General features: G+C 63.1%; 20 protein-coding genes, 1 tRNA gene and 2 pseudogenes. 10 read left to right on the forward strand and 13 right to left on the reverse strand.

Going from position 1 to position 23,498, the window contains the following annotated elements; genetic code table 11:
• Nucleotides 1-125 precede the first annotated feature (125 nt).
• Nucleotides 126-233, reverse strand: a complete 108-nt coding sequence (locus SB786_RS32030) for a hypothetical protein (RefSeq protein WP_006750334.1) — start codon at nucleotides 231-233, stop codon at nucleotides 126-128.
• 156 nt (nucleotides 234-389) lie between these two features.
• Between SB786_RS32030 and SB786_RS32035 the strand changes: the two genes are divergently transcribed.
• The 5 genes and pseudogenes from SB786_RS32035 (at nucleotide 390) to SB786_RS32055 (ending at nucleotide 4,994) form a co-directional block, all read left to right on the forward strand.
• A complete protein-coding gene (locus SB786_RS32035) occupies nucleotides 390-1,301 on the forward strand; it encodes an aldose epimerase (RefSeq protein WP_410730965.1) in 912 nt (303 codons plus the stop codon).
• Between the two features lie 121 nt (nucleotides 1,302-1,422).
• The gene (locus tag SB786_RS32040; protein ID WP_410730966.1) at nucleotides 1,423-2,115 is read left to right on the forward strand and encodes a peptidoglycan DD-metalloendopeptidase family protein; all 693 of its coding nucleotides are present in this window, start codon (nucleotides 1,423-1,425) and stop codon (nucleotides 2,113-2,115) included.
• Between the two features lie 377 nt (nucleotides 2,116-2,492).
• Nucleotides 2,493-3,104 (forward strand): annotated as a pseudogene (locus SB786_RS32045) (AMP-binding protein); the annotation flags it as partial.
• A gap of 182 nt (nucleotides 3,105-3,286) precedes the next feature.
• Nucleotides 3,287-3,613: a DUF2288 domain-containing protein gene (locus SB786_RS32050; protein ID WP_410730967.1), complete on the forward strand. Its 327-nt coding sequence runs from the start codon at nucleotides 3,287-3,289 to the stop codon at nucleotides 3,611-3,613.
• 10 nt (nucleotides 3,614-3,623) lie between these two features.
• Nucleotides 3,624-4,994 carry an MATE family efflux transporter gene (locus SB786_RS32055; protein ID WP_410730968.1) on the forward strand — a complete coding sequence of 457 codons (1,371 nt, stop codon included), beginning with the start codon at nucleotides 3,624-3,626 and terminating at the stop codon, nucleotides 4,992-4,994.
• Between the two features lie 19 nt (nucleotides 4,995-5,013).
• On the opposite strand, the gene SB786_RS32060 is transcribed toward SB786_RS32055, so the two are convergent.
• On the reverse strand, nucleotides 5,014-5,190 hold the full coding sequence (locus SB786_RS32060; RefSeq protein WP_410730969.1) for a hypothetical protein: 177 nt from the start codon (nucleotides 5,188-5,190) through the stop codon (nucleotides 5,014-5,016).
• A gap of 135 nt (nucleotides 5,191-5,325) precedes the next feature.
• Between SB786_RS32060 and SB786_RS32065 the strand changes: the two genes are divergently transcribed.
• Entirely contained in the window at nucleotides 5,326-5,496 is a 171-nt protein-coding gene (locus SB786_RS32065) for a hypothetical protein (protein ID WP_410730970.1), read from the forward strand.
• Between the two features lie 216 nt (nucleotides 5,497-5,712).
• Here SB786_RS32065 and SB786_RS32070 read toward each other — a convergent pair whose 3' ends face one another.
• Both SB786_RS32070 and sixA read right to left on the reverse strand, forming a co-directional pair.
• Nucleotides 5,713-6,519, reverse strand: a complete 807-nt coding sequence (locus SB786_RS32070) for a GNAT family N-acetyltransferase (RefSeq protein WP_006750325.1) — start codon at nucleotides 6,517-6,519, stop codon at nucleotides 5,713-5,715.
• A gap of 158 nt (nucleotides 6,520-6,677) precedes the next feature.
• A complete protein-coding gene (gene sixA / locus SB786_RS32075) occupies nucleotides 6,678-7,139 on the reverse strand; it encodes a phosphohistidine phosphatase SixA (RefSeq protein ID WP_410730971.1) in 462 nt (153 codons plus the stop codon).
• 161 nt (nucleotides 7,140-7,300) lie between these two features.
• Between sixA and SB786_RS32080 the strand changes: the two genes are divergently transcribed.
• A tRNA-Pro gene (locus tag SB786_RS32080) sits at nucleotides 7,301-7,377 on the forward strand.
• 607 nt (nucleotides 7,378-7,984) lie between these two features.
• Here SB786_RS32080 and SB786_RS32085 read toward each other — a convergent pair.
• From SB786_RS32085 to SB786_RS32100, 4 genes are all read right to left on the reverse strand, one after another.
• The gene (locus SB786_RS32085) at nucleotides 7,985-8,272 is read right to left on the reverse strand and encodes a PAAR domain-containing protein (RefSeq protein ID WP_410730972.1); all 288 of its coding nucleotides are present in this window, start codon (nucleotides 8,270-8,272) and stop codon (nucleotides 7,985-7,987) included.
• 11 nt (nucleotides 8,273-8,283) lie between these two features.
• The gene (locus tag SB786_RS32090) at nucleotides 8,284-9,240 is read right to left on the reverse strand and encodes a T6SS immunity protein Tli4 family protein (RefSeq protein ID WP_410730973.1); all 957 of its coding nucleotides are present in this window, start codon (nucleotides 9,238-9,240) and stop codon (nucleotides 8,284-8,286) included.
• A gap of 74 nt (nucleotides 9,241-9,314) precedes the next feature.
• Entirely contained in the window at nucleotides 9,315-11,264 is a 1,950-nt protein-coding gene (locus SB786_RS32095; protein ID WP_410730974.1) for an esterase/lipase family protein, read from the reverse strand.
• A 35-nt stretch (nucleotides 11,265-11,299) separates the two neighbouring features.
• Complete coding sequence (locus tag SB786_RS32100; protein WP_410730975.1) at nucleotides 11,300-14,074, reverse strand: type VI secretion system Vgr family protein; 2,775 nt, start codon at nucleotides 14,072-14,074, stop codon at nucleotides 11,300-11,302.
• A 415-nt stretch (nucleotides 14,075-14,489) separates the two neighbouring features.
• On the opposite strand from SB786_RS32100, the pseudogene SB786_RS32105 reads away from it, so the two are divergent.
• Together SB786_RS32105 and SB786_RS32110 are read left to right on the forward strand one after the other, a co-directional pair.
• Nucleotides 14,490-14,676: pseudogene (locus SB786_RS32105) on the forward strand (hypothetical protein); the annotation flags it as partial.
• A 662-nt stretch (nucleotides 14,677-15,338) separates the two neighbouring features.
• On the forward strand, nucleotides 15,339-15,770 hold the full coding sequence (locus tag SB786_RS32110; RefSeq protein WP_410730976.1) for a hypothetical protein: 432 nt from the start codon (nucleotides 15,339-15,341) through the stop codon (nucleotides 15,768-15,770).
• A 69-nt stretch (nucleotides 15,771-15,839) separates the two neighbouring features.
• On the opposite strand, the gene ppx is transcribed toward SB786_RS32110, so the two are convergent.
• Nucleotides 15,840-17,354, reverse strand: a complete 1,515-nt coding sequence (ppx, locus tag SB786_RS32115; RefSeq protein WP_410730977.1) for an exopolyphosphatase — start codon at nucleotides 17,352-17,354, stop codon at nucleotides 15,840-15,842.
• A gap of 279 nt (nucleotides 17,355-17,633) precedes the next feature.
• On the opposite strand from ppx, the gene ppk1 reads away from it, so the two are divergent.
• Nucleotides 17,634-19,697, forward strand: coding sequence for a polyphosphate kinase 1 (ppk1, locus tag SB786_RS32120; protein ID WP_410730978.1), 2,064 nt, complete (start codon nucleotides 17,634-17,636; stop codon nucleotides 19,695-19,697).
• A gap of 118 nt (nucleotides 19,698-19,815) precedes the next feature.
• On the opposite strand, the gene phoR is transcribed toward ppk1, so the two are convergent.
• Genes phoR through pstB form a run of 4 tightly spaced genes read right to left on the reverse strand, consistent with a single transcriptional unit; the run spans nucleotide 19,816 to nucleotide 23,498 of the window.
• On the reverse strand, nucleotides 19,816-21,135 hold the full coding sequence (gene phoR, locus SB786_RS32125; protein WP_410730979.1) for a phosphate regulon sensor histidine kinase PhoR: 1,320 nt from the start codon (nucleotides 21,133-21,135) through the stop codon (nucleotides 19,816-19,818).
• A 57-nt stretch (nucleotides 21,136-21,192) separates the two neighbouring features.
• Entirely contained in the window at nucleotides 21,193-21,894 is a 702-nt protein-coding gene (gene phoB / locus SB786_RS32130; protein WP_006750313.1) for a phosphate regulon transcriptional regulator PhoB, read from the reverse strand.
• Nucleotides 21,895-21,926: 32 nt separating this feature from the next.
• Nucleotides 21,927-22,631 carry a phosphate signaling complex protein PhoU gene (phoU, locus tag SB786_RS32135; protein ID WP_410730981.1) on the reverse strand — a complete coding sequence of 235 codons (705 nt, stop codon included), beginning with the start codon at nucleotides 22,629-22,631 and terminating at the stop codon, nucleotides 21,927-21,929.
• A gap of 18 nt (nucleotides 22,632-22,649) precedes the next feature.
• Nucleotides 22,650-23,498 carry a phosphate ABC transporter ATP-binding protein PstB gene (gene pstB / locus SB786_RS32140; protein WP_006758672.1) on the reverse strand — a complete coding sequence of 283 codons (849 nt, stop codon included), beginning with the start codon at nucleotides 23,496-23,498 and terminating at the stop codon, nucleotides 22,650-22,652.

A 23,498-nucleotide genomic window follows, 5' to 3' on the forward strand; every position in this document is an offset into this window, starting at 1 on the left:
CACTTCATTCGCTGTGACCAGCTTATGGCGGGACTTGCACCCGCAGGAGTGCGCCCATGCTGGGCGCACAAACAAAAAGCCCGCCATTTGCATGGCGGGCCTTTCGATTTCGGCAGAAATTGCCGTCAGCGGCCGAGCTGGTAGAAAAACAATACCGTGCTGCCGGTGAACATGCCGAACAGTGCGATTCCCATTGCCATTGCCAGATCCATGGCCGCTCCTCGAAGTGTCATGACCCGGCAACCTCACCGGTTTAGAGGCATTATCCCGACAGCTGACAATCTGAAAAACTCGCGATTTCCCGAGAAGGGTTTTCCCCGACCGCCTCGCGACCCGATAATGGAGCGCGCCATCGCGCACCCCGCCCACCCCGTTCATACCGATTCGCCATGCCGATCTTCCAGCAGCACGACATACACGAACTTCACGCCGGCCCGTCGCTCGTTCGGGTCGCCCCGCAATTCGGCGGCCGCCTCCTGTCGTGGCACGTCGACGGCGAGCCGATCATCTTCTGGCCGGAAACGGCCGACTGGAGCAACCTCGCGCGCGTGCGCGGCGGCAATCCGCTGCTGTTCCCGTTCCTCGGCCGCCACCGCGTCGACGGCGAACTGGGCCGCTGGCGCGATGCCGCCGGCGTGGTCCGCGACCTGCCGATGCACGGTTTCGCGCGTGACCTGCCGTTCGCGGCACAACCGTCGGCCGACAGCGCCGCCCTCACGATGACGCTGGAAGGCAATGAAGCGCTGCACGCGAGCTACCCGTTCGATTTCCGCTTCGAAACGACCTACCGGCTCGCCGACGCACACACGCTCGAGGTCGCGCTCACCACGACCAACCGCGGCGACACGCCGCTGCCCTACTACGCGGGCCACCATTTCTATTTCGCGCTGCCGCACGGCGAGCGCGCGCAAACCACGCTCGAGCTACCGCCCACGCACCGCTGCGCACAAAACGCCGACGGCTCTATCAGCGCGCCCGAACGCGGCGACGCGCATTACACGCTCGACGATCCCGACATCCTCGACCGCTTCCACTGCCTCGACGGCGCGCCGTCCACGCCGGTGCGCATCGTGATGCCGGGCCGCCGCCGCACGATCGAGATCGCGCTCGACGTACCGGGCTCGATCCCGTGGTACGCAGTCACGACCTGGACCGAAAAGCCGGAATCGGACTTCTACTGCGTCGAGCCATGGCTCGGCCTGCCGGATGCGATCCACAACGGTCTCGGGCTGCGCATGCTCGCGCCGGGCGCAACCGAAACGGCCACGCTGCGCATCCGCGTGCTGCCGCTCGCAGGCTGACGCCATCGCGCGCCGAAACGGCGCGCGATGGGCGCGAAACTGCGGCGCTCGGGTCGAACCCGTTAAAATCTGACGTTTTGTATTGCTTGCCGCGTCGCGCGGCAGGGTTTTGCGAGGTTCAATGTTCGGAACAACAACGAAGCGACTCTTCGCGGCCGCCTGCGCCGCCCTGCTCGTCGCGTGCGGCTCCGCCCCCGTCGGCCCCGGTTACTACCGCGTCGAGCGCGGCGACACGCTCTACAAGATCGCGCGCGCGAATCGCACGTCGATGGCGAACATCGTGCGCTGGAACCAGATCACGAACCCCGATGCGATCGAGGTCGGCCAGGTGTTGCGCGTCGCGCCGCCGCCCGGCACCACGACCGCGTCGACCACCGGCACCGGCAGCGCGGGACGCAGTCGCCCCGCGCCTTCCGCGCCGGTCGAATCGGCCGTCAAGCCGGCCACCAGCATCGCGCTGATCTGGCCGGCCGCCGGCAACGTGGTGCGCACGTTCGACGGTTCGAAATCCAAGGGCATCGATATCGCAAACGCCGCGGGCTCACCGGTGCTGGCTGCCGCGCCGGGCACGGTCGTCTATGCGGGTAACGGATTGCGCGGCTACGGCAACCTGATCATCCTCAAGCACAACGCCGATTACCTGACGGCGTACGCGCACAACCGCGCGCTGCTCGTGAAGGAAGGTCAGTCGGTCACGCAGGGGCAAACGATCGCGGAGATGGGCAACAGCGACAGCGATCGCGTCGCGCTGCATTTCGAGCTGCGTTACGGCGGCCGCTCGATCGATCCGGCACGCTACCTGCCGGCGCGCTGAACGCGCCCGGCATCGACAGGACGACACGCGATGCCGGCATGCATCGCATGTCGTCGCGAGGGAAATCGGGAAGGGTGTGTCAGCGCTTGCGCAGACGGCCGGTGAAACGGCCGGACAACGGATCGACGCGGCTGGCAAACATCACCAACGCCCCGATTCCGAACAGGCTGAACCCCGCAGCTATCAAAAGCAAATCCATGGTCACATCACTGTTTTGTCGTGATCTTATGCGTCATTGCGGAATCGTGCACTGAGCCGCACCCGTTGGACGAGTCCGCACATTCCCTATCTATCAGACGCCATTGTGGTTTCGGTCGCGTGAAATGTTGATGTAAACCATCGACCGGATCCGTCGATCGACATCGAGGAGACCCGCGATGCTGCCCGCCGCCGAACGCTACGACGACCTGCTCTCCCGCTTCCGGTGGGAGGTTCCGGTCCGCTACAACATCGCGATGGACGTCTGCGACAAGTGAGCCGACGGCCGCGGACGACTCGCGCTGATCCACGAAACGTCGCAAGGCGACATGTCGCGCATCACATTCGACGACCTGAGGAATGCTTCTAACCGGCTCGCGAACAGCTTTGCGCGTGCGGGCCTGCAACGCGGCGACCGGATCGCCATCTTCCTCGCGCAAGGCCCCGAAACGGCGATTGCCCATCTCGCCGCGTACAAGCTCGGCGCCATCGCGGTGCCGCTGTTCACGCTGTTCGGCACCGACGCGCTCGAATACCGGCTCGCGAACAGCGAAGCCGCCGCGCTCGTCACCGATGCGCCCGGCTATGCGAAGATCGTGCCGCTGCGCGCGCAACTGCCGACGCTGCGCACGTGTTACTGCATCGGCGACGACGTGCCCGACGCGCCGGGCGTGCTGCGCTACGACGCCGCCCTTGCGGCCGAATCGCCGGACTTCGTGCCGGCTGACACCACCGCCAACGATCCGGCGGTGATCATCTATACGTCCGGCACGACCGGCAAGCCGAAAGGGCGCTGCCGCACGAATACCCGCGCGCAATCGCGTTCGTCGACGGCCTGCCGATGACGGCGACCGGCAAGATCGTGCGCCGCGCACTGCGCGACGCTTGAACCGCGTGGGGCCCGCTCGCCGGGCGGCCGGCCGGTCGCCCGGATGGTTTATAGTGGCGCCACGCTGTCTTTCCACGCACAACGATGTCCTCCCACCAACACGAATCCGCCGCGGGCGCGTCGCACAGCCCGCTCTACACCAAACTCCTCGGCGAAACCGCCAAGATCGACTGGTGCGATCTCGAGCGCTTCTTCGCGCAGGGCAAGCTGCTGTCGGTCGCGCGCGACCTCGATCTCGTCAGCGTCGCGGAGGCGATTGCCGGCGACGATGCGCAACAGGTCACGCACTGGCTGTCGTCCGGCCTCGTCGCGCGCATGCCGGCGGAAACGGCCGCCGACTTCGCGGCGCGCAATCCGGAGCTGTGGGCGGTCGTCGTGTCGCCGTGGGTCTGCGTGCAGGAACGCGCCTGACACGTCCGCCATGTCCGAATCCGCATTACCGCACGCGGCCGGCACCGGGTCGGCCGCCGTCTCGCACCGGCGCGTCCTCGCGCTCGCGTTCCCGATCGTCCTGGCGAACCTGACCCAGCCGATCCTCGGCGCGGTGGACACGGCCGTCGCCGGCCACCTCGACGGCGCGCAGTATCTCGGCGGCGTCGCGCTCGGCGGACTGTTCTTCAATTTCGTGTTCTGGGGCTTCGGCTTCCTGCGGATGGGCACGACCGGCCTCGTCGCGCAGGCGCACGGCGCCGGCGACGCCGCCGGCATCCGCCTGAACGTGCTGCGTGCGCTGATCGTCGCGTTCGCGCTCGGCGCCGCGGTGCTCGCGCTGCAAGTGCCGCTGCTGTCGTTCGCGCTGTCCGCACTGGGCGGCAGCGACGCGGTTCGCGCAACCGCGCTGGCCTACAGCCACGCGCGGATCTGGAGCGCGCCGTTCGCGCTCGCGAACTACGTCGTGCTCGGCTACCTGCTCGGCATGCAGCGCGTGCGGCTCGCACTCGTCGCGCAGGTCTTCATCAATGCGGTGAACATCGGTGCCGTGCTGCTGTACGTGTACGGCTTCGGCTGGGGCATTGCCGGGATCGGGGCGGCGACCGCGACCGCCGACGCATGCGGCTTCGCGCTCGGTGCCTGGATGCTGTGGCAGCTGCGGCCGCGCGGCCTCGCACCCATTGCCGCGCGTGCGCTGGCGGACCGTGCGGCGCTCAAGCGGCTGATCGTGCTCAATCGCGACATCTTCCTGCGCACGATGTGCCTGCTCGGCGCGTTCGGCTGGTTCGCGCATCTCGGCGCGAAACAGGGCGATGCGACACTCGCGGCCAACGCACTGCTGCTGAATTTTCAGACCTTCATGGCGTACGGGCTGGACGGCTTCGCGCATGCGGCCGAGGCGCTCGTCGGCGCCGCGGCCGGCGCGCGCGACCGCGCCGCATTCCGGCAAGCCGTGCGCGTCACGTTGCTGTGGTCCGCGCTCGGTGCGCTGCTGTTCGCGCTCGTCTACTGGGCGGCCGGTGGATGGATCGTCGCGCGGCTGACCGATCAGGCCGAGATCCGCGCGCTCGCGCTGCAATACCTGCCGTGGGCGGCGGTCTCGCCGATCGTGTCCGTGTGGGGATTCATGCTCGATGGCGTGTTCATCGGCGCGACGCAGACGCAATCGCTGATGCGCGCGATGGTCGCGTCGTTCGCGATCTTCATTGCCGCGACGCTGACCGTCGTCGGCCCGTTCGGCAATCACGGGCTGTGGTTCGCGCTGCTGTTGTTCATGGTCGCGCGCGGAGCGACGCTCGCGCGCTACCTGCCGGCGCTGGTGCGGCGAATCGGCGCCGACGCATCAGCGGCCGGCGCCTGACGGCCACGCGGGACGGACGTTATTGCGCGGGTGCGGGTGCGGGCTCACCGAGCATCGACGGCGGCGTCATGTCGGTCGGCACGCCTTGGTAATCGGCCGGATCTTGCGGCGGGTGGCCTCGACGGGCCTGGCGCGGATCGCTGGAACAGCCGGCAAGAATGGACGCGGCCAGCACGGCCAGCATGAAACGGGTCATCGGGAAGGCTCTCCGGAAAACGGCGCGCCCATCGCGCCAGGACCGCGCCGAGTCTAGCGGAATTCCGGGTTAGGGGTCGTCCCGCGGATGTTCTAGTATGAACGCATGGCGCTGTGCCGTTGAAAGGAGGCTGCCGTGTCGTCTGAAGAAATCGCTGGCCTGATCGGCCTGTTCGTCGGCCTGATGGTGCTCGCCGCCCTGTCCTACTTCGAATCGCGCGAATACAAGCGCAGCCACGGCGGCGAAGGGATGGTCCATCACTGGATGGCCGAACACCATCTGCTCGACTGGCGGCGCAAGCACTAGGCAAGCCGCCCTGTCGCCCGGCCGCCACCTGCGCAGGCCGTCCAGAACGTGCGCCCGCCCGCACGGTGGGCACTGCGTGTCGTTCAAATTAACAGGGCGGGACACGCCAACATCGTCCGAATAGCCGAACGCCGTCGCGCGGCAGCCTCGGATGGTCTGCCACGCGACGGCGTTCGCACGTGTGCGCACCGCAACCGGCGCGCCGCGTCGGTTTACTCAGCCCAGGAAGTGCCGGGCGTAGCGAGCGTTGATGTCTGACAGCCGGAACAGCGTCAGGAAATCCGCGCAGTTGAAGTCGGGATCCCAGGCGGGCGCACCGCAAATCTTCGCGCCGAGGCGCAGATAGCCCTTGATCAGCGGCGGCGGCGCGACGACGGTGCCCGTCTGCAGTTCGTCGACCGGCAGCGCCGTATGCGGGAACGCGCGGTATTCGGGCGCCGTCAGCGAGTTGGCCGACAGCGACTGATACAGGTTCGCCGCATAGTGGCCGCCATCGGCCATCGACACGCTCGCGCAGCCGAGCATCGTCTCGTAGCCGTTCTGCATCATGTAGGCGCCGAGACCGCCCCACAGCGCCATGATCACGGCGCCGCTGCGGTAGTCGCTGTGCACGCACGAGCGACCGACCTCGACCATCTTGCCGCGCAGGTGCGTCAGGCGCGACAGGTCGAATTCGCCTTCCGCGTACAGACGGCCGACACGCGCGGCCTCGTGCGGTGGCAGCACGCGGTACGTGCCGACCACCTTCAGCGTGTCGAGATCGCGCACCAGCAGGTGGTCGCAATAGGCATCGAACGGGTCGACGTCGAGACCGGACGGGCCGCTGAGCTGCGCGCCCATCTCTTCGGCGAAGACGGTGTAACGCAGGCGCTGCGCCTCGCGCAGTTCGTCTTCCGTGCGCGCCCAGGCGGCACGCAGACGGTACTCGGATGTGACGGTTTCAGCAGCGCGCGGCAGGTGACGCCGCGTCGTGTCGAGGGGAAGCGAGGCAAAAGGGAGCGTAGGCGTCGGCAGTTCTCGCATTAGGCTTTCCTGATCGTAAGGAATAGGACGACATGCCAGCCAATGTAGTAACCGGCCGTTACCATTCTGTGGCACGACCGTGTCCTTTCAATGACGTGTCGCCGAATTGACTTTAGCAGAAAGCTTGCGAAACCGTATGATCAATCCCTGCAAACCCTTCATACAAGGTCCGGCGGCAACAACGCACGCAGCACGGCCTGGCGGTTGCCGTCACGCGTACGGCTTGCGATCCACACGATGCCGCCCTTCTTGATGCTCCAGCTGTCACCGTTGCCGGCGACGAGGTGCGCGGCGACGCTGCCGAGCGTCGGCTGGTGTCCGACGATCACGACCGTCGACGCGATGCCGTCCGGCCAGCCGGCGGCCGCCAGCACGTCATCGACGCTGCCGTCTGGCGCGAGTCCGTCGACGGTCCGGTACTGGTCGGTCAGCGCCTCGACGGTCTGCACGGTCCGTGCCGCCGGGCTCGCGAGGATCACGGTGTTCGACTCGAGCCGGCCGCGCAGCCATTTGGCCATTGCCTGCGCTTCCTTGCGCCCGCGGCTCGTCAGTTGACGCGCGAGGTCGTTTGTCGCGTAGTCTTCGGCTTCGGCGTGGCGCCACAGGATCAGATTCATCATGATGTCTCTCCATGCATGGGCGAACGATCCGGTCGCGCACGTGCGTGCCGGACGATCACACTCCGCATTGTCGCCAATCGTTAACGGTTCGTGATGACGTGCGCCATATGCATAACGTGATTGACGCCGTCACCCATTACACGATAGACTCTTTGGCTCGTCGGAGCGTAGCGCAGCCTGGTAGCGCATCTGATTTGGGATCAGAGGGTCGTAGGTTCGAATCCTATCGCTCCGACCAAGGAAATCAAGGGGTTAGCGAAAGCTAACCCCTTTTTCTTTGGTGCAATCCGCCGTATTGCTCTCCTTTGCTATCGGCTGGACTAACTCTCCGATACGGAACGACGGCCGATCCCGTCTCTTTCAGCGCCGTTTCATCGCCCATGAAGACTGGCGCGCAAGCACCCGCCCACCGAACTTCGTCCGCAAACGCTGTCTCTCGAAGCTTCGCAAGTGGGTCTGGCACTCTCCGCCCATTGACAAAGCACTCTTGACACGAAGCCTGACGCAAGATGTCGTGGCCAGCAGCGTGCCGTTCATGCCACTGCCCGCATCGGAATCAATACTTCGCCATGAAGCTATAGACGGTCGACAGGCATTCGTCGCCGCGCGCTCGCACACGATCCTGTATCGGCTTCAGCCCGTCTTGATATCAACGACGCTCAGCTCGGCGTTCCGCTGAGCACTTTGCACGCCAAAGACCAACCGGGCATGATGGTTGTACGGACGCGCATGAGAAAAAGACGATCGCAATCACCGCTCATAATCACGACCTCGATCCGATGCGCTCGGCATACACGCCAACTCACCATGTTTCGGAGCGTCTCGTTTCCCTTTCCTCACGTCCTTCAGACCTCGACATACGATACCGACTGCGACGCCACCAGCTTCGGCGGCGTTGGACATGCGCAGCGACAGAGGTCGTCACTCAACGCCGACTGTCGGCCATCCGGCCCGGTGCTTGAATGACGTGGGCCGTCGCACTCGATCACGCCGAGTGTCTTGCACACCGGGCACCACACCGGATCGTTTTCATACGCTTGTTCGCGGTCGTGCAGAATGTCTTGTCCGTCACCGCCCTGCACGATGCCTCCGACGGTCGTCGTGTCACCTTTCACGATGTCGTAGCGTCGCATGTCGCCTCCGCTCAGACTGCGCCCGGCCGCAGTCGCAGGCTGTTCAACAGCGTGTCCCACGTTTGCAGTGCGGCAGCCTCATCGACCGGTGACGTCGCCTCGTCAGGCTTCAAATCGGGGCTGCTCGCTCCGAGCAGCAACTGAATAGCCGTATGCGGTTTCGCCAACGTGCTCGGATCGCCTGGCGCGAGCAGGTAGAAGCGGTAGGACGTGATCTCGCCTTCCTTCAGCGCGAACAGCACTTCCTCAGCGTCCATCCCGGCCACCGTGCGCTTGCCTTGCCGCAGGATGCGATAGCTCCCGCTCGAAACCTTATCCATCTTCGCCCGAAGTTCGGGAAGGGTTTTGGTTAATGGCGATTTCTGATCCGCGTTCACCGAATCCCGCATCTGGATGACGAGTAGCGCTGGCCGGCCCGGCATCAGCGCCAGTGACTGGCTGACCTCCTCGGTAGAAGTCGACGCGCCTGTGGCAATCCCTCCGTCGAAACAGAACCCCGATTCGGTTGGGACCGACCAGTTATCGCGCGCCTTTATCCGACGATAGATTCCATTATAAATATTTTCGACATCACCAATTGCAGCTGATCCGACGCTGCTAGTTGTGTGAAACAAGGTATTGTTTTCGTAAATATATCCCTCCGTATCAAAAGGTAGTCCGTTAGCCGAAACCGCATCCTGGAACACAAACACCCTGGAATCCTTTGTAGGAGAAAACGCCTTCTCTAGCCATACATGCTTTGTTTCTTCGTTTCTGCGCCCAGGATTAATGCGCTTTTTTGTACGCAACTCTTTTTCCCGGGCGGCAACTTTCCCTTGATACGTCGCAGACGATACGTTGTACCGCGTCTCCAGTTTTTCTCCCTGAAACTCATATCGTTGATTGGTGATTTCGCTTGCCACTGGTCGTTCAAAAACGAAGCGGCCGATGCACCACGGCCGAGGCTTGGACAACAAGGGATTCGTCATGGTCGGTTCACCGGAAAACGTTATCGAACAGGCGCATATGCCCGTCACTAAAAATAGAAATCGGCCAATTCGTGTCAGCATTTCGGCTCCGGGGCATCCTGCGCGATTTGCACGACGCTGTAGAGGAGCGCCCAGCGCGTCCACGGATGGTTATAGCTTTCCTGATGCACGTAGCCTCCTTGGTCAAACACCATTTGTACGCCGTGGGCTGCGCCCCCCTCCGCGCCGCGCGCGGGGGCTTCGGCTGACCAGACCGGCACCGTTCCGTCACCCGGCACGATGCCATTCTTCTCGGGATCGGGCGTTTCGCTGCCCGGCGGCAGCTTCGCCACCTTCTGCACCTCGAACTCGATCGTGACGTTGCGCGAATCTAAATGCACGCGCAGCTTTCCAGTGTGGGAATCGTCGCGCTTCTCGCCCAGGAACCGCGCAGCGCGCAGTTCTTCCTCCGTCACTCCCGCCGGCACATCTCCCTTCCAAATCACCGTACCCCATGCCAACAGATCGGTCAGATCCTCGCCTTTCTCGATCGCGGGCTTGCCGTGATTTTCGTCCAATGCCGCCGCCCCTCTATGTTTCAGCTCTCCATCCCCGTAGGCAACATACGTTTTGTCGTGATAGATGTTAATTATCTTGTTTTGATTTTCGACGACCTTTTTGATTGTATCCTTGAAGTTGTCAACCACCGACTTCTTTTGAGGGCTTTTATCAAGTCGTTCTTTCATAATTCCGGCTGGATCGAGTAACGAAGCCGATTGCTCGGGCACCAAGCCGTACCACTTTGGGTTAGTGAAGACATCATCGTAAGTATTTCCATCCTTCGGCAACTTCATCACCGGTTCGCCGTTGAGCCGTGCAAATATCCACCACGGTTCGCCGTTGTGGTAATCCGGCATCGGCAACAGCTCAAGCGGTCCCGGCGCATTCGCGGCCACCGCCACAAACTCGTCTGCATCGCTCCCGAGCAGTGCACCATTGATGAAACCGTTCACGCCGCCCTCGCTGCCGCCACCGGTACGGAACCGCTTCGCCGCGATGGGTGCCCCGGTCGCCGGCAGCACGTTGTGGAATACACCGTGCATCAGGTCCGCTCCACCGTGCATCGCGATCGCCATCCGTGCTACCAGCCCTCCCATCGAGTGCGTGAGGATAATCGCCTTGCCGCTATGGTTCTCCTCGATGATCTCCCTGATGCCCATCAGGCGCGTCGTCTTGCCGGTCTTCTTGTCCTTGAAATCCGTGCCATCAATCACCTGTTGTGCCGATTTTTCATTCGATTGCAGCCAGTTGTATCCAATTGCGTAGACTCGGTACTGGTATTTCATGAAGTGCTTGAACACCTCCGAGTCTTTTGTGATCGCCTGCCCCCGGCCTTGCGCGCCGGCATCGATCGCCCCGTAGCTGGCCGGCTCCGTGTCCAGCAGTGGCTTGAGCGCCCACTTCTTGCCGTCAGGGTCGCCTGCAATCCAGGGCCCTTTATGCTTCCCCAGACGCATCGGATCGTTCAATTGCTCCTGCAGCCACGCCAACATGGGCTGATAGCTTGACCGATACACTGAGCCCCAACCCCGCCGAATGGCCTCCTTCTCGTCCACGTACTGGTCTGGTTCAGCATCCTCTTCGTGCTTGCCGGCGCTGACTGGCCCGAACGGGGTGACGGCTGCCAAGGTGGGGTCGAACAGCTTTTCCCGCGTGGACGCGCCCTTGAACCACAAGCCGATCAGTGCTGGCAATGCGCCTGCCTTCCCCAATAGGCCGTCCGTCTCCGGTGCAAAGAACATCTCGTCACCGGTTTCGGTGTTTACCAACGGCGAGCCCATCACGCCCGGTAGGAAGATCACCGGAATGATTGGCCGCACGTCGCACAGCAGTTCTTTGGAGCGCGTGTCACTCGCCGGCGTCAACGTAAAATGCCCGACCGACGCCCCGTCCTTGTCCGTGCGACCAGCCTGCTGGACGACTTCCTTGTCGGCATCGTCACTGAACGGCGATCCGCCACCGAATTTCTCTGTGTTTTCGCTCATCGTCGCTCTTCAGATTCGACCATCGGTTATCGGGTTCATGCCGTAGGGCCCTTCGGTGTTGGCCGCAATGCACGCAGCGTAAGCCTCTCGACGTCCTCGCTCTTCTGCTCGGCCACGTGCCCCAGTTCGTTCGTCATTCCGGTCAGGCGTGTGCCGTCCCCGCGGATCAGTTCGTACGGGTGGTTTTTCAGCACCTCGCCCGTGATGCGATCGCGCAGCACATAGGGATCGTTAAACTTGGCCTGCGGCAGGCTGTTCATATGCTGCGCAATCGAACTCGGCCCCTGACGGCTGAGCGATGCCGATTTGATCGTGCGTGGTCCTTGCGTGCCATCCTCGATGCCAGCGGCCACCCACCTGGTGTACGAGCCGCCCGCCTTGATAATGATTTCGTCGGCGTCGAGCACGATGCGCTTGGCCTTCACGGTCACGTCTTTACCCGCATTGAGGTTCACGTCGTCGGTATTGGCCGACAATTTGATCGGGCCTTTCGCGGTCACGAAGTACGCGCCGAGCTTCTGTGCGAAGAAGCTCACTTTTTCCGCGGCCGCCACGACAAACGACTTGCCCGTTGCAACGTACGTGTTCTCGTTACTGACGACGTTGATCTCTTTCTCGGCCACGATATGCGTCGAGTTGTCTGCGACCAGTGCAATGTCTTTCGGCGTCGATACCAATATGTTCGGCTGCGCAAAACCGTTGGCGCTGCCCGTACCGCCACCTGCCGTCACCCCGCCCGACGTATCGCCCGACACCGGATGCTGGATGTCCTTCGACAGCGCCTTGAGCGCATCCTGTCCGGTTTGCAGCGATTCCGCCTGAGCGGTTGCGCTTGCGCTGGACAGCGACTCGACCAGCATTCCCGCCTGCTGCAACTGTGAGCGCGCCTCGTCCACGCCCATCTGCTCATCGTCGTAGGATTTCGAGTGCGCACTGATGGACAACCCCTTGCTGGCACGAACCGCACCGAACTCGTCTGCGTGCAGGATGAAACCAGCGCCCAAATACTGTCCGCGCGTGTTGCCCTCATGCTTGATCAGGTAGCCCTGCGTCAGCGCCGCATAGCTCTTGCCGGTATAGCTGACCAGCCGCGTGCCGCCTTGATTCGTAGAATCGTCGTGGACGAACGCGTTGTATGCTCCGGTCTTGCCAAACCCCTCCGACCTGAACCCGGACAGCAACGCGTTCGAATGCCATGGCGATGGGGTGGCGCCTCCGTTGATACGACCTAATACGAACGGCTTGTCACAGTCGCCGTTCCAGTAACCGACGATGACCCATTCCCGCGCCCTCGGAACGTGAACCGCTCCATAACCGTTCCCGGTATCGGATTGAAGCGACGACAGCAACGGCGAGGAATTGAAGGCGTCCGGTGGATTCTTGCGATCCCACGCGAAATGCACCCGGATCTGGTTTCGGTCGTTCGTCCACGCTTCCGCGCCATCCGGGGTCACGACAAGCGCGTGTTCGATCGACATGACCGGCTTCGGATGATCCAACGGACTCCGGTATTCAACAGCCGTGGGTTGCGCTTCGACTTCGAGCACGAAAAATCCGGCCGAGCCATCCGCCTCATGTCCAAGCGTCTTGAACCGCTCACGGTGAATCGCCTGCTGCTCGGCCAGCGTTGCACGAAGACTTTGAGGAAACTCGGCCGTCTGCTGGCCGATCGGGACGTTGTTCTCGATGAACCAACGCGCCTCGACCACCAGAAACTCTCGCTTCTTCGAGTCGCCGTCGTCGTGGCGGGGATGTCCATTCAAGACGAACCGGGAACCGGCATCGAGCCACCGCACGCCTCCGACGCCAAAATATCGGCTTGCTCGCGCATCCCATATCTCTACTCGTCGTCGCGCTCGCACCTCACCAGTGTCTGAGCTGGAATAGCCGTAAGCCGTCGATTCATAGACCGTCATCGGCGCATCCGGAACGCTCTGCTCAACTTTCTGGCGGTGCGCCTCCGTGACATAGCTCGTCGCGGCAAGCCCATTCTCAACCTGAAAATTGGACGCGGGCCGCTTGTAATCGAACGCACGCGACATGTAGCGCGTGCTCTGCATCGTCTGCACCGCGGCCCAATGGGCGAAGCCGTCTGATTCGTTGCTGTCGTTCGCCCAAATGAATTCAACCGACCTGGCGTCGGGAAGTGTCGAGACGCGGTCAACGATTACGAGTGTCGTCTTGGGCGCGTCACCTTCGCTAACGTTTTCGTGGATCCAGTGGAAATACCAGCCCTCAGCTTCGGCCAAGCGGTTCACGAAGTGAAGATCGGATTCGCTTTGCCTGCACCACGACCGCTTGGCAGGATCCGTCGACAGCGCAAAACGGTACTGCCCGCGTAGCTGCGGATACCGATCAAGCACGTCGGAAACGATCTCGCGGGCGTCTTTCTCGAGCCAGCCTTCTTCGTTGTGGGTTTTCTCGAGGAAGGTCAGGGCCGATGAAAACTCGATCTGGTATGTCGAAAGGCCGCCGTTTCCGCCCAAATAGGCGACCCGATGCACGAAGCCGTGGACCGGACGATAGACGGGAACCGCAAAGGGGGCCGTGACTTGCTGAATCTGCAGAGTGACCGGTTGGTGCATCAGCGACAGTAGTGCGGTATCGTCGCGCGTCGACGCAACGTCGATCGTATACGAATAGTCACGCCCGATTCTGGCCGATCCCCGCGCACGTAACGGCACCAGCGCATTCTTGCCGAGCGGCGTATTCAGCATCAACAACCGCCCCTGCTGCAAAACGCCCTTACTGATCGCCTCGTAGAGGTCGCGAAACTTCAGGTCCCCGAGTGCGGACGGTCTGATATCCATTTTCGTTATCTCTCTCAGGTTCGACCGTCCCGTCAGTCGCACAAAGACGGTCAGCCATCGCGACAGCAAGTCGCCCGCGCGATTTTAATCTAAAGTCTGACAAATATGGTTCGGCCTGACAGAATTTGACGCCGGTTGCCTAGTGAAGCGGAGGCTCGTACCCAGGCACGATTGGGCGACAGCGAATCATTGTCACAAATTCATTGAGCCGCCCTTGGCGTCGGTGGCGACGTGGACGAGGAGATTCCGCAAATATTCGTCGCGCAGGACGAGTACCCTCTGAATCGCGACCATGCCATCGGCGCACTCGAAAATTTCCCCTCGACCTTACGTGACAGGCGAAAGCGAACGGCGTCGCTGCAACGACACGGAACAAGTCCAGGCCGGCTCGCCCCTCCGTCACTTCGAAACAGAAATGCACTGCGAAAGCGAATGGGGTGGCGGCCTGGGTAAATGGGGAGGCGTCGCCCGCGCTCATGAAGAAACTACTGTGGCTATGGAAGGCCGAAATTATTCGGATCGGAAAATTGCAGTAGCGGGAGCAGGTTGCAGCAAAAATTGTAGATGGGTTCCCGAATGAGCCAAACCCACGCAATTTCCATCTTGGAAATATTCAAACTTAAGCAATGAAAAAATTAATAGAAATTTTTCCTCTGTTGCTTTCCTCTTCGACGCGCCTGGCGTCAGACCCAATCCGTCCATGAAAAGAAAGGAATATTAGGCCGCTCTTATATATGTAATTTTTGAAAATACAGGGCGGTTACGATCCACACTCGAGACCCCGGGCCTTCAATAACCATTGGGGGAGTTCGCCACTCTGCAAAAGTTGGCAGCTATTCCTACCAGGCCGATGATAGGAAGTTTGCAATTGCATTCAACCCAAAATGACAGCTTGGACGTATTTAAGCGGGGATGATCCGGATTGGATAATCGCCTCTCATTGCAAGATTCGCACCAAGCGGAGGTAATATATCCAAAGACGATACGCGCACTTCATATATGGCCTCTTCAGCCCGCGTACCATGAACGCTGTACTGCATTGCCGGTAGCCAACGGTTGTGTGAAAACCAAACTGAAATGGAGTTCGACGAGTGATGAATCTAGGCTGACCGCGATGTAAGGTCATTACGGGCTCATCGGCGATCCGCTTTGACGGCCGCTACGTCGCCAGCAAGGACGGCCACACTTCCAACCATCGCCCCGCCCCCGCGCACGAATCTTGCGAGAACACGCGATAATATCCGTGACCAACCCGCAACCGCGCATGAAAAACAACGTACTCAAGACCGCCCTGTTCGGCGCGCTGCTCGCATTCGGCACGTCCGGCGCCGCATCGGCCAAGGCCCTCGACGACGCGCTCGACTGCCATTCGAACGGCCACAAGTTCGTCGCGCCGCTGCTCGCGGCCGGCGACATCCAGTCGGAGCCGATGCACGTCGAAGCGAATTCGGTCAACGCGTTCCGCACGAACCATCCGCTGACCGCCTACGGCTTCGGCGTCTACGTCGTGCTTGGCTATCAGGCGAACGACCCGATCTTCCGGCCGGGCGACGGCACGCCGATCGGCAATTGGGCGTATGGCGTCGTGGTACGCGGCACGAAGAGCGCCGTCGAACAGGCCGTGCGCAAGGCCGGCAGCGACGCGACCGTCAAGCAGGCGTTCCCGTTCCTGACCGCGATCGTGTGCTCGGACTGAACGAGTCGCAAGGAACGCGGCGCGAGCGCGCCGCGCCGGTGCCGGAGCCGTCCCCGGGAGCGCGTCTCGTCACGCGCCCGTATAAACCACGCGATACGGAATGCCGACCTTCTCCCACTCGGCCGCTTCCTGGCTGAGGCTGTAGTCGGTCAGCGGGTTCTGCTCGACCCACGCGCTCGGCAGGCGCACTTCATATCCGCCCTTCTTCATCTGCGACACGGAAATGTCCGGCAGCCCGGCATCGGTCCGGCGCCGGCACAGCAGCGCCGCGAGCCGCAGGCAGAACAGCAGCGGCCATTCGACGTCGCGCGCCTGCGACAGCTTGCCGAGCTTGCCCGCGTGCCCGAGCACGAGCGCGGCGAGGCGCGCCTGGTCGGTGCGCGAGAAACCCGGCATGTCGGCGTTGCTCGCGATATAGGCCGAATGCTTGTGATACGAACTGTGCGAGATCGACAGCCCGATCTCATGCAACGCGGCGGCCCAGCCGAGGAACATCCGGCCTTCCTCGCGCGCTTCGTCGTCGGCTTCCTCGAGCTCGTCGTAGAACCGCACCGCAAGCGCACCGATGCGCTCGGCCTGCGCGCGATCGACGCCGTAGCGACGCGTGAAGCCCTCGACGGTCACCGCGCGCATGTCCTCGTGCTGGGTCCGGCCGAGCAGGTCGTACAGCACGCCGAGACGCAGCGCGCCGTCGGTGGTATCGACATAGTCGACGCCCAGTTCCTCGAATACCGCGAGCATGATCGCGAGGCCGCCGGCGAGCACCGGCACGCGATCGGGCTTCAGCGCGATCAGCTTCAGCCGGTTCACGTTCTCGGACTTGATCAGCGCACGCTTCAGGCGTTCGAGCCCGCCGCGCGAAATGCCGTGCGTAATGCCCGCATCGTTGAAGCCGTTCGCCTCGACGAGTTCCGCGAGCGCACGCGCGGTGCCGGACGAACCGATCGCCTGGTCCCATCCGGCCTTCTTGTACTCGCTGGAAATGATCTGGATCTCGCGCTTGGCCGCGAGTTCGGCCTGCCGCATCGTGTATTCGTCGACGTTGCCGGCCGGGAAGAATGCACGGCTATGGCTCACGCAGCCGATGTAGAGACTCTCCATCACGATCGGCGTGTAGTGCGAGCCGATGATGAATTCGGTCGAGCCGCCGCCGATGTCGACGACGAGCCGTTTGCCGGGGCTCGCCGGCACCGAATGCGCGGCACCCGCGTAGATCAGGCGCGCCTCTTCGCGGCCCGCGATCACTTCGATCGGAAAACCGAGCGCCGCTTCGGCCTCGCCGAGGAATTCGCCCGCGTTCTTCGCGACGCGCAGCGTGTTGGTCGCCACCGCCCGCACGTGATCGGGGTGGAAATCGCGCAGGCGCTCGCCGAACCGCTTGAGCGCCTCCCAGCCACGCTCCTGCGACGCGCGATCGAGCATCTTGTCGCTCGACAGGCCCGCGGCCAGTCGCACGGGCTCACGCAGCGCATCGACGGGATAGATCTGGCTGCCCGCCGGCGTTTCCTCGACGCGCCCGACGATCAGCCGGAAGCTGTTCGAGCCGAGATCGACGGCAGCCAGCAAGTGGGGGGTTGTAACCATCAGAAGGGGGCTCCGTGCGCGTTCGCCCGCGGCAGCCGCTGCGGCCACGCTGGACGGTCAATCAAAGGCGATATTTTAAGCGTGGAACGCTTGCCGTTGCCACGCTTCACGGGCATGTACACGGGTAGATTGTATATGGCCGAAACATTTATGAGATGAAACGGTTGCGGCGTAGAATTTCCCGATATAAATACACAACCGTCATCAGCACGTCATCGTACCGTGAGAGTTTCCGAGCGTCCTTTCGAATCATCGCCCGAATCATCCCCTACTCTGCCGATGTCCGTCCGTTATCCGCTTCTCAATCGTGAACTCGGCATCCTCGGTTTCAACGAGCGCGTGCTGGCCCAGGCTGCCGACCCGCAAGTTCCGTTGCTCGAGCGCCTGCGCTTCATCTGCATCACCAGCAGCAACCTCGACGAATTCTTCGAAGTCCGGATGGCGGGCCTTCAGGAACAGATTCGCGACAACCCCGGCGCCCTGACGCCCGACGGCATGTCGTTACAGCACGCTTACGACCTCGTCGTCGAGCGCGCGCAGCGGCTCGTGCATCGCCAATACACGATGTTGCACGAAACCGTGCTGCCGGCGCTCGAACAGGAAGGCATCTACTTCCACGCGAGCGACACGTGGAACGACGAGCAGCTCGAATGGGCGCGCCGCTACTTCCTCGACGAACTGCTGCCGGTGCTGACGCCGATCGGCCTCGATCCCGCGCATCCGTTCCCGCGCGTGCTGAACAAGAGCCTGAACTTCGTCGTCGAGCTCGAAGGCCGCGACGCGTTCGGCCGCCAGGCGGTGATGGGCATCGTGCAGGCGCCGCGCGCGCTGCCGCGCGTGGTGCGCATGCCGCAGGCACTGTCGGGCTTCGAGCACGGCTTCGTGCTGCTCAGCACGTTCCTCCAGCGCTTCGTGGGCGAACTGTTCCCGCAACTCGTCGTGAAGAGCTGCAACCAGTTCCGCATCACGCGCAACAGCGAGCTGTTCGTCGACGAAGACGAAATCACCAACCTGCGCGTCGCGCTGCAAGGCGAACTGCCCGCGCGCCACCTCGGCAACGCGGTGCGGCTCGAAGTGTCGGCCGACACGCCGGCGCATATCGTGCGCCGCCTGCTCGAGGAAAGCCTGCTCGGCGAGAAGGACTGCTATCGCGTGGCTGGCTCCGTGAACCTCGTGCGGCTGATGCAGATCCCCGATCTCGTCGATCGCCCCGACCTGAAGTTCGCGCCGTTCGCCGCATCGATCCCGCCCGCGATCGCCAACGCACCGGCGATGTTCGACGCGATCGACGACGGCGACATCCTGCTGCACCACCCGTACGAAAGTTTCCAGCCGGTGCTCGAACTGCTGCAGCAGGCCGCGAAGGATCCGAGCGTCGTCGCGATCAAGCAGACGATCTACCGCACCGGCACCGATTCGCCGCTGATGGATGCGCTGATGGAAGCAGCGCGCAACGGCAAGGAAGTGACCGTCGTCGTCGAGCTGCTCGCGCGCTTCGACGAGGAAACCAACATCAACTGGGCGTCGCAGCTCGAAGCCGTCGGCGCGCATGTGGTGTATGGCGTGGTCGGTCACAAGTGCCACGCGAAGATGATGCTGATCGTGCGCCGCGTCGTGCAGGGCGGCAAGGCGACGCTGCGCCGCTACGTGCACCTCGGCACCGGCAACTATCACCCGCGCACCGCACGCCTCTACACCGACTTCGGGCTGATGACGGCCGACCAGAAGATCTGCGAGGACGTCCACCACGTCTTCCAGCAACTGACCGGAATCGGCGGCGAGCTGACGCTGCACGAGCTGTGGCAGTCGCCGTTCACACTGCATCCGCGCATCATCGAATCGATCCGCGCGGAGATCGACAATGCGCGCGCCGGCAAGCGCGCGCGCGTGGTCGCGAAGATGAACGCGCTGCTGGAACCGACGGTGATCGCCGCGCTGTACGAAGCGTCGCAGGCCGGCGTCAAGGTCGACCTGATCGTGCGCGGCGTGTGCGCGCTGAAGCCGGGCGTGCCGGGACTGTCGGAAAACATCACGGTGCGCTCGATCGTCGGACGCTTCCTCGAACACCACCGCATCTACTATTTCCACGCGGACGGCGCCGAGGAAGTCTATCTGTCGAGCGCGGACTGGATGGACCGCAACCTGTTCCGGCGCGTCGAAGTCGCATTCCCGATCCGCGAGCGCAAGCTCAAACGCCGCGTGATCGCCGAAGGGCTGTCGGTCTGTCTCGGCGACAACCAGTCGGCGTGGCTGATGCAAAGCGACGGTCACTATCGGCGCCGCCGCGCGGGCAAGACGCTGCGCAACGCGCAACTCGGGCTGCTCGCGAAGTTCTGTTCGTAGGCAGGCGGCGCGCGGCGCGCAGCAAACGAAAAAGGCACAGCTCACGCGGGCTGTGCCTTTTTCGTTTTCAGTCGTGCGCGAATGCGATGCGCACGAACCGTGTCACGCGATCACGCGCTCAAGCTTCGAACGCTGCCGGCCGGATCGCGATGATCCGCGACGCCGGGAAGCGCGCGGTGAACGTGCTGCCGCGCCCTTCCTCGCTCTGCACGTACAGGTGCGAGTCGTGTCGCTGCAGCACGTGCTTGACGATCGCGAGGCCGAGCCCCGTGCCGCCCGTATCGCGCGAACGGCTGCGGTCGACGCGATAGAAGCGCTCCGTCAACCGCGGCAGGTCGGCGGCCGGAATGCCGAAACCACTGTCGGTGACGGAAAACACGCCCTGCGCGCCCTCGCGCCGCCACGACACGAATATCTTGCCGCCGTCGGGCGTATAGCGGATCGCGTTGGTGACGAGATTCGCGAACGCGCTGAACACTTCGGTCTGGGCGCCCGTGACGCCGAGCGTCTCGTCGATCGCGAACCCGATCTCGTGATGCCCGTTCGACAGCGTCTGCGCATCCTCCTTCAGATGGTCGAACACGGCACGCATGTCGATCGCGTGATCCACCGGCGGCCTGCTTTCGCCCTCGAGCTTCGCGAGCACCAGCAGATCGGTGACGATGTGCCGCATCCGCGACGCCTGCTGCTCCATCATCTCGAGATAGCGCGCGCGATCTTCCTCGTTCAGCGGCAGCTCGCGCATCGTCTCGAGAAAACCCGACAGCACGGTGAGCGGCGTCTTCAGTTCGTGCGACACGTTCGCGACGAAGTCGCGGCGCATCGCGTCGGTCCGCTCGAGCTCCGTGATGTCCTGCGTGAGCAGCAGCTTGCGGTTCTCGCCGTACGGAAACACCTGCACCTCCAGCACGTTCTGCCGCGAGTCGCCCATCCCGCGCATCACGAGCGTTTCGTCGTAGTGCTGCGCGTTCAGGTAGCGGACGAATTCCGGATGACGCACCAGGTTCGTGATGTGCTGGCGCAGGTCGCGTTTCGCATCGAGGCCGAAATGCACCTCGGCGATCGCGTTGCACCACTCGATCTGGTCATGGTCGTCGAGCATCGCGACGCCGTTCGGCGACGCCTGGATCGCCTGGATGAAGCGCGAATGCTGCTGCTCGACCTGACGCACCTGCGCATGCCACTGCTTCGCGAGCTTGTGCAGCCGGTAATAGATTTCACCCCAGATGCCCGGTGCGCTCGGCACCTCGCCGTAGACGGGCGCATCGAGCAGACGCCACAGGCGTTGCGTATGGAAGGTGCTGAAGAAGCCCTGCGCGACCAGCATCACGGCCGCGAACGCGCAGGCCGCGGTCGGGCCGGCGAACACGCCGACCAATACGCTGATCAGCACGAGCAGCATGAGCGACACGAGAAAGCGCGCCCAGATGATGTTCATGATTCAGCGCCCGAAAGAATGAACGGCATGCCGTGGCACACGGCATGCGCGGTTACGTTACGCGTGCTTGGCGAGCCGGTAGCCGCTGCCGCGCACGGTCTCGATCATCGCATCGCAGCCGGCCGGTTTCAAGGCCGCGCGCAATCGTTTGATGTGCACGTCGACGGTACGCTCCTCGACGAACACGTGATCGCCCCACACCTGGTCGAGCAGTTGCGTGCGGCTGTGCACGCGCTCCGGATGCGTCATGAAGAAATGCAGCAGGCGGAATTCGGTCGGGCCGAGATCGAGCTTGATCTCGCTGCCGTCGCCGTGCGCGGCGACCCGATGCGTGGCCGGATCGAGGCGCAGCCCGTTGATCGACACGACGTCCTCGGTCAGCTGCGGCGCGCGGCGGCGCAGCACGGCCTTGATGCGCGCCATCAGTTCCTTCGGCGAGAACGGCTTGGTCACGTAGTCGTCCGCGCCGATCTCGAGGCCGAGCACCTTGTCCTGCTCGTCGCCGCGCGCGGTCAGCATGATGATCGGGATGTGCTTGGTCCGTTCGTTGTTGCGCAGGTCGCGCGCGAACGCGATGCCGGACTTGCCCGGCAGCATCCAGTCGAGCAGCACGAGATCGGGCAGCACATCGCTGATCAGGTTCTGCGCCTGCTCCGCGTTGTACGCGCGGATCGGGCAGTGACCGGCATGCTGGAGATTCACCGAGATCAGTTCGGAAATCGCGGGCTCATCTTCAACGACGAGAATGTTGCTGGGCATCGGCACCTCTGTTCTTCCTGTGCGTGGTCGTGTTAACTGTTGGCTTCGCGGTCGAGCGTGTCGCGCGGCTGGTGCCGCACGTCCGTGCCCTTCACGATGTAGATGATGAACTCCGCGATGTTCTTCGCGTGGTCGCCGATCCGCTCGATCGCCTTCGCGATGAACAGGTAATCGAGGCCGACCGAGATCGTGCGCGGATCTTCCTGCATGTACGACACGAGCTTGCGCACGAACGCACGGAATTCCATGTCGATTTCCTTGTCGTCCTTGACGATCTGCGCGGCGGCCACCGTATCGAGGCGCGCGAATGCGTCGAGCGCGCGGCGCAGGATCGTCACGGCCATCTCGCCCGACACCTTGATCTCGGCGATGTTCACCGTGCGCGCGGCCGGTTCGTCGACCAGGCGGCGCACGCGCTTCGCGATCTTCTCGGCCTCGTCGCCGGCGCGCTCGAGGTTCGTAATCGTTTTCGAAATCGACATCAGAAGGCGCAGGTCGCGCGCGGCAGGCTGTCTCCGCGCGATGATGTTGCCGCACTCCTGGTCGATATCGACTTCCATCGCGTTCAGCGTTTCCTCGGCCGTGATCACCTTCTCGGCCGCGTCGCGGTCGAATTCGTTCAGCGCATGCATCGCGCCGACGATCTGCGACTCGACGAGTCCGCCCATTTCCAGCACTTTCGACGACACGGCATTCAGGTCCGCATCGAACTGGCTCGACAGATGTTTATCCGACATGGTTGTTGTTCTCCGTCATCAGCCGAAACGGCCGGTGATGTAGTCTTCCGTTTCCTTGCGCACCGGCTTGATGAAGATCTTTTCGGTTTCGCCGAATTCGATCAGCTCGCCCAGGTACATGTAGGCCGTGAAGTCCGAGCAGCGCGCGGCCTGCTGCATGTTGTGCGTGACGATCACGACCGTGTAGTCGCTCTTCAGCTCCGCGATCAGCTCCTCGATGCGGCCCGTCGAGATCGGGTCGAGCGCCGAGCACGGCTCGTCGAGCAGCAGCACTTCCGGACGGATCGCGATGCCGCGCGCGATGCACAGACGCTGCTGCTGGCCGCCGGACAGCCCGTAGCCGCTCTGATTCAGCTTGTCCTTCACTTCGTTCCACAGCGCGGCCTTCGACAGCGCCCACTCGACGCGGTCGTCCATCTCCGAGCGCGTGAGCTTTTCGAACATCTTCACGCCGAACGCGATGTTGTCGTAGATCGACATCGGGAACGGGGTCGGCTTCTGGAACACCATGCCGATCCGCGCGCGCAGCAGCGAGATGTCGCGCTTGGTGGTCAGCAGGTTCTCGCCGTCCATCAGGATTTCGCCTTCGGCGCGCTGCTCCGGATAGAGCGCGTACATCTTGTTGAACGTGCGCAGGAGCGTCGACTTGCCGCAGCCCGACGGGCCGATGAACGCCGTCACCTTCCCTTCGGGAATGCGCAGGTTGATGTTCTTCAGCGCGTGGAACTTGTTGTAGAAAAAGTTGAGGTTGTTGACCTCGATCTTCGCGTTCAGCGGCGCCAGCGGACTGCCATGCACCGCGTCGTGCGTGCCGGCGGGCGCAGCGGCGCGCTCGACGGAATTCAGGTGGCTTTCTGCCATATTCAT

The sequence above is a fragment of the Burkholderia sp. SIMBA_062 genome (assembly GCF_046534765.1).
GTDB classification, from domain to species: Bacteria; Pseudomonadota; Gammaproteobacteria; order Burkholderiales; family Burkholderiaceae; genus Burkholderia; species Burkholderia ambifaria.